We start from the raw sequence: 16,990 nt of genomic DNA on the forward strand, positions 1-16,990 counted from the left end.
TTAAACAGGAGTTACTCTTAGGGTAACATTGTCGTAGGCGTCAATTCCTGTAACAGAGAAGGTCCTTGAAATGTTCGTTGTAACCTCGCCTGTCCATAAATCCCTTACATAAAAACTTCTAGAATTTTTAAATTTTACATCGCTAATCATTTTATGCCCAATGTAATCGATAATACGGCTTACATCAACGGAATGCTCCTTCGTATCTCTTGAGTCGCTGAGATTAATAAAGGATATTGCAAGATCTCCGTTCGCAAGAGGCTTTACAAGAATATCAACACGGTTGGTATTCGTAATATAAGCCGTATCGGGATTGGTATTATCGAGCGAGCAGTAAATTCTTTTTGCCTGAATACCGAGGGGATCTTGATTCAAGGCGATTACGTCTTTATTCGCAATAATCTTCCATAGCTCGTCCCCCTTGGCAACCCGTCTTAAATCCAATCCAAGCATAATCGGAGCATTCATCATACACCACATCGTCATATGCGTTTTATCCATGGGATTTGTAATTCCGTTCATACCGATTACAAGCATATCGGGATCGTTCCAACCCTTTTCCAGTCCGGCAAACTCGTCCATAATAACCGCCTTACTGTACTGCGAGGTTATGCTTGCGGTATGATTTGAACTCCATTCGGCGGAGCCCGGATCACCGTCAGAGCCGACACAGAAGGTGATATCATTAAGAATACGCCATGAGTCCCCGACTTTATATCCCCAGTTATGGGGCTGTGTCTTACCCCATTCACAGATGGAGAATACAACATCATGATCAGGGTCGGCCTTGTTCAGGCCTTCAAGCAGAGCCGCATAGGAATTAAGGGTATTTTCCTGCCTTCTGTGATTCATGAGACGTATGATATTTTCTCCCTCGCTTAGGGATACCGTTATTTCTTCCGAATCTTCAAATGCAGCTGTACTTGGGGTAAGAGGAAGCAAATGATCAAAATATCTAGTTTCATGATCTGCGCTTCCTACTGCAAGCTGAAGCCAGCGTCCAATGCCTTCCTCCTCGCCGCTTGCGTAATTTACGGTTATGGCGTATTTTCCGCCAGCCGGCGCGTTCACAGTAAACTGAAGCTCGCCCCAACGGTCGCCCACAGGCGTCGTACCCACGTTTGTTCCGTCGAATGTACCGATATTTGTTACATAGTCGCCACTGTTTTTGGATGCACCCTGGCCTAAAAGCACACCGTCCTTAACTGCATTTAAAGTGATTTTCAGCCCTTCACCCGAAACCGTTATGCTTCTGATATTCGGGGCATAGGAATACTTTGCATTCGCTGAGTCTGAGAACGTTGCATTGTCCCAGAGGTAGTAGCAGTTATCAACCTTTATAAAGTCAACCCCCCAGTCAATATAAGACCTCGTGTCGACATCCTCAAAGCCGCACGTACCTACCGCAGAGCCTGCACAAAGGTTCGTGCCTATATCATTGTACATACCGAATTTAAGTCCCTTGCTGTGGATGTAATCGGATAATGCCTTAAAGCCGCTTGGAAATTTAATCGTTTCATTTGAAAGTAAGCCGTTTACGCGCTCGGACTTGTAGCAGCCGTCATCGAGCACGACATACTTGTATCCCAGATCCGCAAGTCCCAAATCAACAATCGCGTCTGCCATTGCTTTTGTGAGTTCCTCATTGTTCTTGCTTCCAAAAGCATTCCAGCTGTTCCAGCCCATGGCAGGGAGACGTCCCCGCTTTTTATCTAAAAGCACCTTGCCGTTTGAGAAAGCCGGAAACATATAGTCAGGATCCGTGATCTCGTCAGGCGCAGTCCTTGATGTAGTTCTAGCCTTTAAATTCATAAGCTTGTCCATAAGAAATCCTCCTTAAGCTTGGATTTACATTGTTATGATAGGACAAATAAATGGGTAAATACATATGTTTTTAACGAGTGATTATGGGAAAATGTGATATATTAATTTCAGGAGCTGATTTCAATGAAACTCTATTATGCCAAAAGCCCTTTTACGTCATCCGATATTTATCCCATGCAATATGGTGAACAGCAGTGCGATAGCGGATATTCCTTCGGACCTGCAGTGCGCAACTTCTATCTAATCCACTATGTTTATAGCGGGCAAGGCGAGCTGCATATTAATAAAAAAGCTTATAAGGTACATGCAGGACAGTTTTTTTTGATTCGTCCGAAACAAACAGCATACTATAAGGCAGATGACCATGAGCCATGGCTGTATCGCTGGATTGAGTTTGACGGCAGTTTTTCGGAAAAGCTTATGACTGTGACAGGCTTCTCACACGAAAACCACGTTATAAATGATGATCATGGCGTTGGAAACGCACTTAAGAATATCATCGATTTAGGCTGGTCTGACTTTGAAACAATCATGAGCCATTTTTGGTCTTTTATCGCGGCACTTACGAAGGGAAAATTATTGAAGAAAGATGAGAATACGGCAGAAACCTATGTCTCTAATGCAAAAAACTTCATAAGAAGCAATGTTCACAAAAGAATATCCATTTCTGAAATTGCACATTTTCTAAACATAGATCGCAGTCATCTGGCGCGTACCTTCAAAAGCATTTGCGGCATAAGCACACAGCAGTTTATCATTTCTCTTAAAATGGAGATGGCTTCACAGTTGCTCAAAAAAAGCAGTATGACCATTAAAGAGGTTGCCAATAGTGTCGGATATGGAAATCAGATGGAATTTTCAAAGCTGTTTAAAAAACACTTTCATCTGACTCCCACGCAATGGAGAGAGCAAGAGTTCTTTCAACAGTCCATCAATAACTATTCACTTATAAAATAACAACCGACTGGAGTATGCATTACGGTAATCGGTTGGTGCAAGGCCGGTCATCTTCTTAAAGCTATGCGTAAATTGATGACTTTCCGAGTACCCTAGCTGCTGCGATATTTCCTTTATGCTTTGATTCGTATCGGTCAATAGCGACTTGGCGGCATCCGTCTTCTCCTGCAACATGAATTGCTTTAAAGAGATTCCCGCGATCTCCGAGAACAAGAAGGATAAATACTTGGCATTGTAGCCGAAATGTTCGGCCAATTGATTCACCTTCATATTCTCCATCCGGTTCCACTTGATATAATCCACGATGTCGTTATACAGCTGCTGCTTGCGATTCTTCCTGGATTGGTTTTGGACAATAGACAGCTGATTATACAATTCGCATAAAATACTGGTCGTCAAATAATTGTTCAAAGTTTGTTCCCGATAGCTGCGGACGGAATCCTGAAGCTGCTTCATCATGACGATCAGCTTATCGGGACTTCGAAGCGTCCCCTGGGCGGGAATCGTTATGACGCCGGGCTGATACCCGGCCGCGCCGCTTTCCAGGGTTTCATAGCCGCCTTGAACCGTGAAATGCAGCCAATAGAAGCTGCAGTCCGATTCCCGATAACCGTATTGCACGGCTTGGGGCGGCATGAGCAGGAAGTCTCCTTCATTCAGGACATGCCGTTCCTTGTCCATCGCAATATATAAGGTCCCGCGGGTTTGAATAAACAGTTCGAATTCCAATAATACACGGTACATGTGCTTCCACTCTGATGAGGGAGCAACGAATTTGCCGGTCATAACGAGGGATACGGGTGAATCGACACGGAAGCTGTAGCAGGTCACAAGCTGCCATCCTTTCTGCCTTTTTCACAATTAATCTTATTATAAAAGAGGCAAATTTCAAAGAACGATTCAAAAAAACTTACCTTTTGACATGCAATCCAACCTTACGCTATTTACCTGAATTACGTGTTCGTAATAAGCTAGTATTCAAATCGTGAGAGGATGATCTCGTTGAAAGCACACTTCAGCCATACCCCATTAAAGCATTTCGAGCTTGATCAAGTGCAATTAAGGGATGAAGTTCTTACCCATGCATTCAAGAAAGAATGGAGTTATTTGACCCGCTACGAAGCCGACCGCCTTCTAGCCGGCTTCCGTGAAACGAAGGGCTTGCAGCCGAAAGCGGATAAATACCCGGGATGGGAGAATACTGAAATTCGAGGCCATACGTTAGGCCACTATTTGACCGCTGTCGCCCAAGCTTATTCGCAAACGAAAGATCAGGATCTGCTCGCCAGAATCGAATACCTTGTGGCCGAATTGGCCGAATGCCAACAGGATAGCGGTTATTTATCGGCTTTTCCCGAAACGCTGTTTGACAATGTGGAGAATCGCAAACCCGCTTGGGTGCCATGGTATACCATGCATAAAATTATTGCAGGCCTGATTGCCGTCTATCATGCTGCGAAGCTGCAGCAAGCTTATCATGTGGTGAACCGTCTGGGCGATTGGGTGGCGAACCGCGCTTGCGCATGGACAGACGAGGTGCAAGCAACCGTGCTGGCTGTCGAATACGGAGGCATGAACGATTGCCTGTACGATCTTTACAAGCTGACGGGAAACAGCCGCCATCTTGAGGCCGCCCACCGGTTTGATGAGATCAGCCTGTTCGAAGCGCTTCGGGAGGGAAGAGATGTACTGAAGGGCAAACATGCCAACACGATGATTCCGAAGTTTATCGGCGCATTGAACCGGTATTTGACCCTTGGGGAGAGCGAACGCAGCTACTTTGAAGCGGCCGTTAACTTCTGGGATACCGTCGTTTACCACCACAGCTATATCACGGGCGGAAACAGCGAGTGCGAGCATTTCGGCGAACCTGATGTGCTGGACAGCAAGCGTTCCGATGTTACCTGCGAAACATGCAACAGCTATAATATGCTGAAGCTGACCAAAGAACTGTTCAAGCTTACGCAAGATATCAAATACGCCGATTTTTACGAGAGAACGTATATCAATGCCATCTTGTCATCCCAAAATCCGGATACGGGCATGACGATGTATTTTCAGCCTATGGCAACCGGATATTTCAAAATCTACAGCTCCCCGTTCGAACATTTCTGGTGCTGCACCGGTACGGGAATGGAAAGCTTCACCAAATTGAATGACAGCATTTATTTCCATGCCGATAACAAGCTTTATGTCAATCAATTCGTAAGCTCGAAGCTGCATTGGCAGGAGCAAAAGGTGACGATTACGCAGTCCACCACGCTCCCTCAAACCGATCAGGTTCAATTTTCATTCGAATCGAACGAGCCAAGGCAGCTTGCCGTTCACATTCGTATCCCTTATTGGGCAGTTGACGCCATTGAAATGACGGTTAATGGAGAACGGGTTACACCTGTCATGGAGCGGGGTTATGCGATTCTCAACCGTATTTGGATGGACGGCGATACGATCGGGCTGCGAATTCCGATGAAGGTTGCCTATTCCCGCCTGCCTGATGCGCCACATGTCATTGGGCTCCAATATGGCCCGGTTGTCTTAAGCGCGGCGCTTGGCACAGAAGATATGGTCGAATCGAATACCGGCGTAAATGTCAGCGTTGCGACCAGGCGAATGACGGTCAAAGATTATATCGTTCCGCAAGGAATGAGAGTCGAGGAATGGCTGGGCCGTTTCGACGAGCATGTGATTCGTCGGGGCGAGGATTTGGCGTTTACCCTTAAACATACGGATGAAGACGAACGGCTTGTCTTTACGCCGCATTACAAGCAGCATCGCGAAAGATACGGCATCTACTGGAGCCTCCTGGAAGAGGGATCTGAAGAGCTGAAGAAGCATGTGGACAAAGCGGAACGGGAACGGCGCATAAGAGAAGCAACCATTGATGCTATACAAATAGGAAATGACCAATACGAACTGGAGCATCAGGTACAGGGAGAACGGACATACGGCGGCACTTGGGAAGGATTGAACGGAAGGAAGGTTGAAGCCGGCGGATGGTTCAGCTATCGGATGAAAGTTCAGCCTGGCGCTGTATTAGCCGTGACCTTTAACCACATGCACACCAATAGAAGCTTGGACATCTTGATTGACGGAGAGCAATTGGTCACCGAGATGTTCCCGCAAGAATGGAAGCGGATGTTCTATGAGCGAATCTTCGTCCTTCCTGACGCATTAACGGCAGGCAAGGAAGCCGTAACCGTCAGGTTCGTGCCGCGCCAGAAGGAGAATGGCATCTATGGCGTTCTTCGCATGATTAAACAGGATGTAGCCCATCGTTAATAAAAAAGTCAAGAAGTGACGTTCGCCTGAACAGGAAATACCCTGTTCAGGCGTTTTTTTGTGATCATTCATCGAAGAGTATGCTGAAGCGCGTGACTCACAAGCAAAGTTCGCATCAAAATAATCAATTTGAAGCTTTTTGAAGAACTCGAATGGCTGCAATTCATTGATTTTGAAGCTTCTTAAACTATGGAATGCACCGGATATCTGCGATAGTACCCTTATCAGCCGGGCACAGGGGCTGCCGGTTCAACACAGTAAACGGAATCAGGCGAATACGAGGAGGATGTTAAATGTGAATGTAGCTTTGAGCAATAAAGCAGACAGCGTAGTAATCAAGAAGAATAAAAAGAGCTTCCTAACCGATGTGAAACAAAATTTCTATTTGTACTTATTAGTTTTGCCGGGTGTTTTATATTTCTTTATTTTCAAGTATCTGCCAATGGTGGGGTTAGTGGTAGCTTTTCAAGACTTTAATTCTGTTAAAGGATTTTTTAAAAGTAAATTTGTAGGATTAAAAAACTTTGAGTATTTCTTCACCTCAAAGGATTGGCTGGTTGTAACGTGGAACACGCTTTATTTAAATATATTGTTTCTTGTTACCGGGTTGTTTTTTTCGATCCTTATTGCCATTGTGCTATCCGAAATCACCTCCAAACATTTCAAGAAAGTGACGCAATCGATTGTCATTCTGCCGAATTTTATATCCTGGACATTAGTTTCGATGTTTGTTTTTGCATTATTGTCGACGGATGTAGGATATATTAATTCCATTTTGAAAGCGTTTGGTTTCATTCAAGAAGGGCAGGAAATCAATTTTTACTCCAATCCGAATTTATGGGTCGGAATACTGATTGTTTTGAAAATATGGAAATCCGCAGGCTTCGGTTCCGTTATCTATTTGGCTGCTATAGCAGGCATTGACCAGGAAATCTATGAAGCTGCCAAAATTGACGGAGCCAGCCGATTGCAGAGTATTACAAAGATTACGTTGCCGCAGCTTAAAACAACGGTAGTGCTTTTGACCTTGTTCGGCATCGGAGGCATATTCCATGGGGATTTAGGAATGATTTATGCGATTGTAGGCGACAACCCTAATTTGTACGAAACGACCGATGTCATTGACACTTATGTATTTAGAATGCTTAGGCAAATGAATGACATCAGCATGTCTACTGCGATCGGATTTTATCAATCCCTTGTAGGTTTAATCATCGTATATGTATCGAATTATTTTGCCAAGAAGTATGATTCGGATTCAGCCATTTTTTAAAGAAAGGAGATTATAAATGAAAAACAGCTTGGAGAACAAAGCAATCGATACATTTTCTTATCTTTTTATGGCCCTATTTTCTATATTTTGCATTGTGCCTTTTATCCTTATTCTATCAAGCTCCTTATCAGACGAAAAAGCTGTACAATTGACCGGTTTTGCTCTTATTCCGAAACATTTCTCGTTAACGGCTTACGAGGTCATCTTTCAGGATAACACCATATTCACCGCTTACAAGACAACGATCATTTTCACGGTTGTGGGTACGATCCTTTGCATGATCGTTACCAGTGCGATGGCTTATGCCCTTTCCGTCAAAACGTTTACTCACAGAAACAAGATTGCTTTTTTCGTTTATTTTACGATGCTGTTTAGCGGAGGTTTGATCCCTTCGTATCTACTTATCTCCAAATATTTGGGTTTAAGTGATAATATTTTGGTTTATATTTTACCGGGATTGGTTAATCCGTTTAATATGTTTCTCTTAAGAAACTTCTTCAAGCAAATACCGGATTCGCTGGCGGAGTCCGCCAAAATAGATGGAGCGAATGACATCTATATTTTATTTAAAATCATCCTTCCATTGGCAAAACCTGCAATGGCCACGATCGGATTGTTCTATGGACTCGGTTTCTGGAACGAGTGGTTTACAGCCACCCTTTTTATTGACAATAAAGATCTGTACTCCTTGCAATATCTGATCATGAAGGTAATGAGAGAAGTGGATTTTATGTATCAATTGGATTATATGCAAGGAGCTACAGTTAGTTATGTACTCCCAAGGAATACCGTCAGAATGTCTACAGCCGTAGTCACTGTAGGTCCCATCATTTTTGTTTATCCATTCCTGCAAAAGTACTTTGTTAAGGGATTAGTAGTTGGAGCTGTTAAAGGCTAAACCCGCAATAGCGGTTTAGTATAGATGATTGGACAATATAAGGGAGGAAGAAAGATGAACAAAAAGTTTTTGGTATTGCCGCTTGCTGCAACCATGCTTGCTGCTTCAATCGTTGGATGCAGCAAAGTATCCAAGGAGCCGGCTGGAAGCGCTGCGCCTTCAGCAGATAGCTCTGCACCCGCAGCCAAGAAGGATCCGGTTACCCTTAATATTCGTCTGTTCGGGGTTGAAAACGGGATGTATCGCGATGTCGATTCCGTCGTTAAGGAGTTTGAGAAAAGGACGAAGGATACGCTGAATACGACCTTGAATCTTACCTTTACACCGCCTGCCGACTATGGTCCAAAGCATGAATTATGGATCTCATCGGGCGAAGACATCGACCTCTTCAACCCGTGGTCAAAGGATAAATTCATCAGAGACGGCGCATTGGCGGATTTGACCGAATACTTTAACAACCCGAAATATCCCGGACTTCAGAAGGCATTTTCACCCGAATATATCAATGACAATAAAATCAATGGCAAGATTTATGCCGTTCCGCTTACAAACGCGTTTATGGATATGGAAGGCGTCTGGTATCGGAAAGATTTGCTAAAGAAGTATGGAATGAAGGATATCAGCAGCTATGACGATTTGTATAATTTCCTTGAAAAAGTAAAAGAAAATGAAAAAGACATGATCCCGTATGGAAACTATGGAAATACTGCTTTCTTCAAACTATTTACCGATATCAATGCACAACAGCTGGAGGGGAAAGTATTTCCATTTACCGGCCAAGGAAATCCGAAGAGAAATTTCATTTACGTTCAAATCGCCGATGATGGGAAATCCGTCGCGGGTGTGGCAGCATATGGAGATCCGGCATCCGAATGGGCGAACATTAATCCCCAATACGGTCTGAATTATCTGATGAATCAGTTTAATCAAGCGAAGCGGTTTAACAAATTTATTCCGGCAGATACCTTGAATGGGACGGGTATAGCAGGTAAGCCTGAAGCTGCCGGATTCATAACCATAGGCGGTTTCAAGGGGAAAGTAAACGAGCAAAAGGCACGAGATCCGAACGCGGAGATCGGTTTCTGGCCGATCTTCAAGAACAATCAGGAAATGACGCCTGGTACGCAATCTACGGATGGCAAGGCATGGAATTTCATTGCTATCCCTGCTAATTCCAAAAAAGTTGACAGAGCCATGGAATTCCTGGATTGGATTTTCTCCAGTCAGGAGAACAATGACTTGTTCACTTACGGTATCGAAGGTAAAAACTGGAAGGCTGTAGGAGATAAGGAGTGGGATATTCCGGAAGGAGTGGATACGACTAAAAATTACCTTTTCCCCGCTTTCCAGTTGACTTGGAATCCGACATATAATCGAATTCCTGCAGGATTGCCGGAGCAAGTTCAACAATATTATGAATATCAATTTAAGCCGGATACGTATAAGAAACATGTATTGGCAGGATTTACCTTTGATCAAGAGCCTGTAAAAAATGAATTGGCCAAATGCAACACCGTTATGGACAAGTATCTTCCATTCTTATTGTCCGGTTTCGGCGACGTAAATGAGAATTTGGCGAAGATGAATAAGGATTTGAAGGATTCAGGCGTAGATAAGATTAAAGAGGAATTGAAGAATCAAATCAACGCCTTCCTTGCTCAAAAGAAATAAAATTTTGAATTTTCCAATGCCTGTGCGGACTCTTACAGTCTGTGCAGGCATTTAAGTGTATAATATAAGTAATGAAATGCATATGCAGTCCGGGTGAAGAGTAAAACGGTCGTCATTTTCGTTAAGGCGGAGGTTGGCGATGAAAAGAATCAGGAGTATTCCTTTCAAATATTCATTATTGGGGAAAACTGTGTTTTTTCATTCCATTCTCGTGCTGATATTGGTTAGCATCTGTCGATACCATGACAGAGCAAGCTTACCACACGGTTGACGTGCTGCTGAAATCTACCTATTACTACTTCGGCCAGCTTTATACGAATGATATGGAGATATTTAATGCGATGTACGGGGATGAATTTACCGGCATGCAATCCAAGCGAATCCGGGATAAGCTTGTGGATTTAAAAGCAGCGAATCCCTTAATAGAATCGGTTTATATCTATAACATGAATCATGACAGAAAATCGGCAGCAGGGGAGTATTTATTCCAAGAAGGGAACGGTTTTCTTATCACAATGCTCCGGTAGACATGAATTTGTTATCGATCGTTTATACACGGTTTAAGCAGGATGGAGCTTCAGATGGGGCGTTGGGAAAATATGGCGGATGGATCACAGTGTTCGTTATATTTTAAAGTAGTTTGCAAGCGCTATCTTGTTCATACTGAAACCATCGAGAAGAGATCAGACAGGCCTCCTTGGCTTGTCAAATTTGAAGCGTAGTTTCTACCTGGTCATGAAGAACGGGCCTTAGGCGAACTGGGGGGGCTGCAAAATGAAAGTAGATCGTGTAAGGGGCAGGGTAAAATCACTCTATAGAAGAAATAATTTATTAATAAAAATCCTATCATCCTATTTCGTTATTGTTATCGTTCTATTATCCGTATTTTCCTCTGTATTATTTCGTACTTACAGCAATAGAAGTATAGAGCAAGTAAGTCAATCCTCTGAAAATTTTATATCTCAATCATATTATATTGCGGATATAATGCTCATAAATCTTTATTATAATTTTCATCAATTATTTATTAATAATCTGGATAGTGATCTTAATTATGGTTTATATGTTGATCAATCAGATTTGTTCGCCGATCAAGATGTATTAAAGAAACTAAAGCAATATGTGATGTCAAATCCGCTTATTCGTTCGATTTATATTTATAATTCAAAGGCTGACAGAGTAATGTTCAGCATATCTGAGATCGGGGAAGGGATTCAGACTACTGCAGATTTTTTGGATCAAGATATAATTAAGATCCTGAGAAAACCGGAAAATTTCGTTTCAGATGAATATTTCACAAGAAAAGTGGATTATGTCATAAATAATAGAAAAATAAGCGAAAATTTCTTAACCTTGGTTCTTGCAAGCGCTGCAAATCATGGTGAAATTGAATCGTCATTGGTGATTAATCTAAATCAAAGAATATTACAGCAGATGGTTACCAGTGGAAGTGCCGGGGATCTTAATCAGGTATTGATTATGTATAAAGACGGTAACGTACTATCGCATGATGACACTTCTATGATCAATAAGAACCTTGCCAATGAAAGCTTTACGAAACAAATACTGCAGTCTAACAATGAAAGAGGCAGTTTTATATCCAAGATTAATGGTAAGGAATCACTTGTCAGCTATGTGAAAGCAAAGCATTTAGGCTTGATATTTATAGGCATTGGCGAATATAGCAAGCTTTTATCGTCAGCATTTTCTATGCAAAAAACATTATTGATTTTTACAATTATTTTTATATTCGTGGGGATCATTTTATCTGTATTTTTTACATCAAGTATATATAATCCGTTTAGAAAATTGCTTCATGATATCCAACTGAGAGTTAGAAATCAGAAAAAAAATACATTTCTTGATATATACGATTTGAAACATATTTTCTATGAACTGGCTGACGATGTTGATAAGTACAGACTGGATTCAAGCAGAATGTTGAATAATAAGAAGAAGACATTGTTGGAGAAATTGGTTGATGGGGATATTAGCATCTACGACAAAGATTATATGACGGAATGCGGGGTTACTTTTGACAATCCATTCTTCTTGACCATTGTACTTAAAATAGATACTTTTGAAAAAGTTCTTACAGGTTCATGGTCGAAAAACGTAAGTTTAGTTAGATTTGCTATTCTCAACATTGCAAATGAACTCTTTCGTGAAAAACGATGTAAGGTAGAGGGCATTGATAACGGACCGGATTATGTAAGTATTATTTTAAATGTAAATAGTGGAAATGATGAGGTTTTGAATGAATTAATCGAGACTACAAAGGAAATACAAGATACAGTATACAAATATCTGAAGATCTCCGTAACAGCGGGAATGGGTGATATTGTAGAAGGAGTTGAAGGGATAAGTAATTCCTTCCAGAATGCGCTGGCAGCTTCGAATTACCGAATTATTTTCGGAAGAGAAGCAGTAATCAAATATCGCGATATCGCTGAACGAAATCGTAATCATGATCTACATGAATATCCTTATGATATTGAGAAGAGAATAATCGAAGCCATTAAGGAGCGCAATTTGAGAAAAATAGACACAAGCCTTAATGAGTTTTTTGAAACGCTTGCTTTATATAGGTCTGATGAAATACAAATAACCGTGCTGCAGCTAGCCGTGTTACTTACAAGGACACTAAGCGGTATAGCCAAGACTAGTGTTGAGAATGGAGAATACAGCATTAAGGTGCTGGTTTCCAAGATACAAACTTGCGAAACCTTGGAGGAAATAAAGAAGTATCTCTATTCACTCTGTTCCGAAGTTGTAAAGGCTAAAGGCAATGACTCTAAAGAAGATGCCAAAACAATGATTGCAAATAAAATCAAAGATTATGTTGGAAGGCATTATGATGGCATAAATTTATCAACGGATACCGTTGCAAAGTATGTAGAGCTCTCTCCCAACTATGTCAGGTCTATTTTCAAGGAGATAACTGGGATCTCATTATCAGATTATATTACGCAATGCAGGATGTCGGAAGCACAGAGACTTCTGATTGAAACGGATTATCCTGTCAAAAGGATTGCTGAAATGGTTGGGTATCCGGAGAATAGTAAACACTTCTATACCATATTTAAAAAACACTTTGGCAAAACTCCGGATAATTACAGAAATTGCATCCAAAATCATGCGAGTTCAAAAAGCGGGTGACGGACAGGAACCCGGGCCGGAATAAGCACTTTGTTTCCGCAAGGAAACAGGTGCTTATTTTCATTTGCCGTTGCTCGCCAGAAACCGTGGAGTTCAAAAAGCATCGAGAGCCTCTACAGTGACATTTTGAACAAGTTCGAAAACCATCAAATCGGCATTTTGACAAAACGAGAACTTGAACGCTCCTAGACTCGGTACTAAAGTCAAAAGTGCAAAACCTGTAATCGTTTTCTGGGGAGATGTAAACCAACCAAGCTTAAAGGAGAATGATAAATGTGAATGTAGCTTTGAGCAATAACAAAGCAGACAGCGTAGTGATGAAGAAGAAAAAAAAGACCTTTCTATCCGATGTGAAACAAAATTTCTATTTATACTTATTAGTTTTTCCAGGTGTTTTATATTTTGTGATTTTCCAGTACCTGCCGATGGTAGGAATCATCGTAGCTTTTCAAGACTTTAACGTGATGAAAGGACTTTTTCATAGCGAATTTGTCGGTTTGAAAAACTTCCAGTATTTCTTCACTTCAAAGGATTGGCTGGTTGTAACCTGGAACACGGTGTATTTAAATCTATTGTTTCTTTTTACCGGGTTGTTTTTTTCGATCCTGATTGCCCTTGTTCTATCGGAAATCAACTCCAAATATTTCAAGAAAGTGACGCAATCGGTTGTCATTTTGCCGCATTTTATTTCCTGGACATTAGTTTCCATGTTCGTATTTGCCCTACTGTCGACGGAAGTAGGATTTATTAATGCAGTTTTAAAAACGTTGGGTTTTATTCAGGAAGGACAGGAAATCAATTTTTATTCCAATCCGAGTTTATGGGTGGGAATACTGATTGTTTTAAAAATATGGAAAGGAGCGGGTTTCGGCTCCGTTATCTATTTGGCAGCTATAGCAGGCATTGACCAGGAAATCTATGAAGCTGCCAAAATTGACGGAGCCAGCCGTATGCAGTGTATTACGAAGATTACGTTGCCGCAGCTTAAAACAACAGTAGTGCTTTTGACCTTATTTGGCATCGGAGGCATATTCTACGGGGATTTAGGAATGATTTATGCGATTGTAGGCGACAACCCTTTCTTGTATGAGACTACCGATGTCATTGACACTTATGTATTCAGAATGCTCAGGCAAATGAACGACATCAGCATGTCTGCTGCGATCGGACTTTATCAATCCCTTGTAGGTTTAGTCATCGTATTTATCGCGAATTATTTTGCCAAGAAATATGATTCGGATTCAGCCATTTTCTAAAGGAAGGAGATAAAAAATGAAAAGCAGCTTGGAGAATAAAGCATTAGATCTATTTTCTTATCTTTTCATGGCTATATTTTCCATATTTTGTATTGTGCCTTTTATCCTTATTCTATCAAGCTCCCTATCGGACGAAAAAGCTGTACAATTGACCGGTTTTTCCCTTATTCCAAAAGATTTCTCGTTGTTTGCTTACGAGCTCATTTTTCAGGATAACACCATATTCACCGCTTACAAGACAACGATCATTTTCACGGTTGTGGGTACAATCCTTTGCCTTATCATTACAAGTGCGATGGCTTATGCCATTTCCGTCAAAACGTTTGCTCACAGAAACAAGATTGCTTTTTTCGTCTATTTTACGATGCTGTTTAACGGAGGCTTGATACCTTCGTACCTTCTTATCTCCAAATATTTAGGTTTAAGTGATAATATTTTGGTTTATATTTTACCGGGATTGGTTAATCCGTTTAATATGTTTCTCTTAAGAAACTTCTTCAAGCAAATACCGGATTCGCTGGCGGAGTCCGCCAAAATAGATGGAGCGAATGACATCTATATATTGTTTAAAATCATCCTTCCATTGGCAAAACCTGCAATGGCCACGATCGGATTGTTCTATGGACTCGGTTTCTGGAACGAATGGTTTACAGCCACCCTTTATATTAACGATAAAGACCTGTACTCCTTGCAATATCTGATCATGAAGGTATTGAGAGAAGTGGACTTTATGTATCAAATGGATTATATGCAAGGAGTTGTAGTTGATTATGTAGCCCCAAAAAATACCGTCAAAATGGCTACAGCCGTAGTCACTGTAGGTCCCATTATTTTTGTTTATCCATTTCTGCAAAAGTACTTTATTAAGGGATTAGTCGTTGGAGCGGTCAAGGGCTAAACCCGCTATAGCGGTTTAGTATATATCGTTATATTTCATTAAGGGAGGAAAAGACATGTACAGAAAGTTTATGGTATTGCCGCTTGCTGCAATACTGCTTGCTGCTTCCATCGTTGGATGCAGCAAGGAATCAGGCGAGAAGGCTGAAAGCACTGCGCCTGTCGGCAATACGCCTAACAGCAATGCGACAGAAAGTGCTGCGTCCGAAAAAAAGAAGGATCCGGTTACGCTTAATATTCGTTTCTTCGGGAATGAAAACGGGCATTATCGCGATGTCGATCCCATCTTTAGAGAGTTTGAGAAACGGACGAAGGATACGCTGAATACGAAATTGAACGTTGTATGGACACCGGCTGCCGACTATGGAACAAAGCATCAATTATGGATGACATCGGGAGAGGACATCGACCTCTTTATCCCGTGGGACTTGGCTAAATTTGCCAAAGACGGCGTATTGGCAGATTTAGGCGAATACTTTAACAACCCCAAATATCCCGGACTACAAAAGGCTTTCTCGGAAGAGTATATCAACGATAATAAGATCTTTGGCAAAACCTATGCGATTCCGATTACAAACGCTTTCATGGATATGGAAGGTGTATGGTACAGAAAAGATTTGTTAAAGAAGTATGGAATGAACGATATCAGCAGTTATGACGATTTGTACAACTTCCTTGAAAAAGTAAAAGAAAACGAAAAAGACATGATCCCGTTTGGTAACTATGGAAATACGGCTTTCTTCAAACTCTTTACCGATATCAACGCGCAACAGCTGGAGGGGAAAGTATTTCCGTTTACCGGCCAAGGAAATCCGAAGAGAAATTTCGTTTACGTTCAAATCGCCGATGACGGGAAATCCGTCGCGGGTGTGGCAGCTTATGGAGATCCGGCATCCGAATGGGCGAACTTTCATCCCGAATACGGTCTGAAATATCTTATGAACCAGTTTAACCAAGCGAAGCGATTTAACAAATTTATTCCGGCAGATACCTTGACAAACACGACTGGAACAGGCAAGCCCGAAGCTGCCGGATACGCAACCGTAGGCATGTTCCAGGGGAAAGAAGCCGAGCAAAAGGCGAAAGATCCGAATGCGGAGATCGGTTTCTGGCCGATCTTCAAGAACAATCAGCAAATGGCGCCTGGAACGCAATCTACGGATGGCAAGGCTTGGAATTTCATAGCTATACCTGCTTCTTCTAAAAAAATTGATAGAACCATGGAATTCCTGGATTGGATTTTCTCCAGCCAGGAGAACAACGACTTATTCACTTACGGTATCGAAGGTAAAAACTGGGAGGCTGTAGGAGATAAACAGTTTAAGATTCCGGATGGAGTCGATAAGACGAAAAATTACATGTTCCCCGGTTACCAGTTAACCTGGAATCCGACATTAACCAGATTTCCCGCAGGATTGCCGGAGCAGATTCAACAATATTATGAATATCAATATAAGCCGGATACGTATAAGAAACATGTATTGGCAGGATATACATTTGATCCAGAGCCTGTAAAAAATGAAATTGCCAAATGCAACACCGTTATGGATAAGTATCTTCCATTACTACTGTCCGGTTTCGGCGACGTGAATGAGAACTTGTCGAAGATGAATAAGGATTTAAAGTCTTCAGGCGTAGATAAGATTAAAGAGGAATTGAAAAATCAAATCAACGCCTTCCTTGCTCAGAAGAAGTAATTTGAAGTAAATGAGGGACATCTGTAGATTCAGCTAAATCAAATCTATAGGTGTCCCTATTAAATAAATTAGCGCCGAA

12 protein-coding genes are annotated in these 16,990 nt (G+C 41.6%); 10 read left to right on the plus strand and 2 right to left on the minus strand.

Features of this window, described 5'->3' with window-relative positions:
- Window positions 1-1,824, minus strand: a complete 1,824-nt coding sequence (locus tag GE107_RS03885; RefSeq protein ID WP_219638176.1) for an alpha-galactosidase — start codon at window positions 1,822-1,824, stop codon at window positions 1-3.
- Window positions 1,825-1,947: 123 nt separating this feature from the next.
- Here GE107_RS03885 and GE107_RS03890 point away from each other — a divergent pair, with 123 nt between their 5' ends.
- On the plus strand, window positions 1,948-2,781 hold the full coding sequence (locus GE107_RS03890) for an AraC family transcriptional regulator (protein WP_219638177.1): 834 nt from the start codon (window positions 1,948-1,950) through the stop codon (window positions 2,779-2,781).
- On the opposite strand, the gene GE107_RS03895 is transcribed toward GE107_RS03890, so the two are convergent.
- Window positions 2,767-3,525, minus strand: a complete 759-nt coding sequence (locus tag GE107_RS03895) for an AraC family transcriptional regulator (protein ID WP_255570161.1) — start codon at window positions 3,523-3,525, stop codon at window positions 2,767-2,769. The two genes, GE107_RS03890 and GE107_RS03895, sit on opposite strands and share 15 nt — an antisense overlap.
- Before the next feature lie 249 nt (window positions 3,526-3,774).
- Between GE107_RS03895 and GE107_RS03900 the strand changes: the two genes are divergently transcribed.
- The 9 genes from GE107_RS03900 (at window position 3,775) to GE107_RS03940 (ending at window position 16,911) form a co-directional block, all read left to right on the plus strand.
- Complete coding sequence (locus tag GE107_RS03900) at window positions 3,775-6,060, plus strand: glycoside hydrolase family 127 protein (RefSeq protein WP_219638179.1); 2,286 nt, start codon at window positions 3,775-3,777, stop codon at window positions 6,058-6,060.
- Between the two features lie 295 nt (window positions 6,061-6,355).
- Entirely contained in the window at window positions 6,356-7,333 is a 978-nt protein-coding gene (locus GE107_RS03905; RefSeq protein WP_219638180.1) for an ABC transporter permease, read from the plus strand.
- 16 nt (window positions 7,334-7,349) lie between these two features.
- Window positions 7,350-8,231, plus strand: a complete 882-nt coding sequence (locus GE107_RS03910; RefSeq protein ID WP_219638181.1) for a carbohydrate ABC transporter permease — start codon at window positions 7,350-7,352, stop codon at window positions 8,229-8,231.
- 54 nt (window positions 8,232-8,285) lie between these two features.
- The gene (locus GE107_RS03915) at window positions 8,286-9,902 is read left to right on the plus strand and encodes a DUF3502 domain-containing protein (protein ID WP_219638182.1); all 1,617 of its coding nucleotides are present in this window, start codon (window positions 8,286-8,288) and stop codon (window positions 9,900-9,902) included.
- Between the two features lie 242 nt (window positions 9,903-10,144).
- Window positions 10,145-10,429 (plus strand): hypothetical protein, encoded by a 285-nt coding sequence (locus GE107_RS26345; protein ID WP_255570164.1) that lies wholly within the window; start codon window positions 10,145-10,147, stop codon window positions 10,427-10,429.
- Window positions 10,430-10,676: 247 nt separating this feature from the next.
- Complete coding sequence (locus tag GE107_RS03925; protein WP_219638183.1) at window positions 10,677-13,061, plus strand: helix-turn-helix domain-containing protein; 2,385 nt, start codon at window positions 10,677-10,679, stop codon at window positions 13,059-13,061.
- A gap of 275 nt (window positions 13,062-13,336) precedes the next feature.
- Window positions 13,337-14,317, plus strand: a complete 981-nt coding sequence (locus GE107_RS03930) for an ABC transporter permease (RefSeq protein WP_219638184.1) — start codon at window positions 13,337-13,339, stop codon at window positions 14,315-14,317.
- 16 nt (window positions 14,318-14,333) lie between these two features.
- Complete coding sequence (locus tag GE107_RS03935; protein ID WP_219638185.1) at window positions 14,334-15,215, plus strand: carbohydrate ABC transporter permease; 882 nt, start codon at window positions 14,334-14,336, stop codon at window positions 15,213-15,215.
- A 55-nt stretch (window positions 15,216-15,270) separates the two neighbouring features.
- Window positions 15,271-16,911, plus strand: a complete 1,641-nt coding sequence (locus GE107_RS03940; RefSeq protein ID WP_219638186.1) for a DUF3502 domain-containing protein — start codon at window positions 15,271-15,273, stop codon at window positions 16,909-16,911.
- The last annotated feature ends 79 nt before the right edge of the window (window positions 16,912-16,990 follow it).

It is taken from the genome of Cohnella sp. CFH 77786, assembly GCF_019400745.1.
Lineage (GTDB): Bacteria > Bacillota > Bacilli > Paenibacillales > Paenibacillaceae > Cohnella.

Excerpts from the sequence above, each read along its gene's own strand:
- GE107_RS03910 (WP_219638181.1), top strand. The coding sequence starts at position 7,350 with ATGAAAAACAGCTTGGAGAACAAAGCAATCGATACATTTTCTTATCTT.
- GE107_RS03885 (WP_219638176.1), bottom strand. The coding sequence starts at position 1,824 with ATGGACAAGCTTATGAATTTAAAGGCTAGAACTACATCAAGGACTGCG.
- GE107_RS03940 (WP_219638186.1), top strand. The coding sequence starts at position 15,271 with ATGTACAGAAAGTTTATGGTATTGCCGCTTGCTGCAATACTGCTTGCT.
- GE107_RS03935 (WP_219638185.1), top strand. The coding sequence starts at position 14,334 with ATGAAAAGCAGCTTGGAGAATAAAGCATTAGATCTATTTTCTTATCTT.
- GE107_RS03895 (WP_255570161.1), bottom strand. The coding sequence starts at position 3,525 with ATGTACCGTGTATTATTGGAATTCGAACTGTTTATTCAAACCCGCGGG.
- GE107_RS26345 (WP_255570164.1), top strand. The coding sequence starts at position 10,145 with ATGACAGAGCAAGCTTACCACACGGTTGACGTGCTGCTGAAATCTACC.
- GE107_RS03900 (WP_219638179.1), top strand. The coding sequence starts at position 3,775 with ATGATCTCGTTGAAAGCACACTTCAGCCATACCCCATTAAAGCATTTC.
- GE107_RS03925 (WP_219638183.1), top strand. The coding sequence starts at position 10,677 with ATGAAAGTAGATCGTGTAAGGGGCAGGGTAAAATCACTCTATAGAAGA.
- GE107_RS03890 (WP_219638177.1), top strand. The coding sequence starts at position 1,948 with ATGAAACTCTATTATGCCAAAAGCCCTTTTACGTCATCCGATATTTAT.
- GE107_RS03915 (WP_219638182.1), top strand. The coding sequence starts at position 8,286 with ATGAACAAAAAGTTTTTGGTATTGCCGCTTGCTGCAACCATGCTTGCT.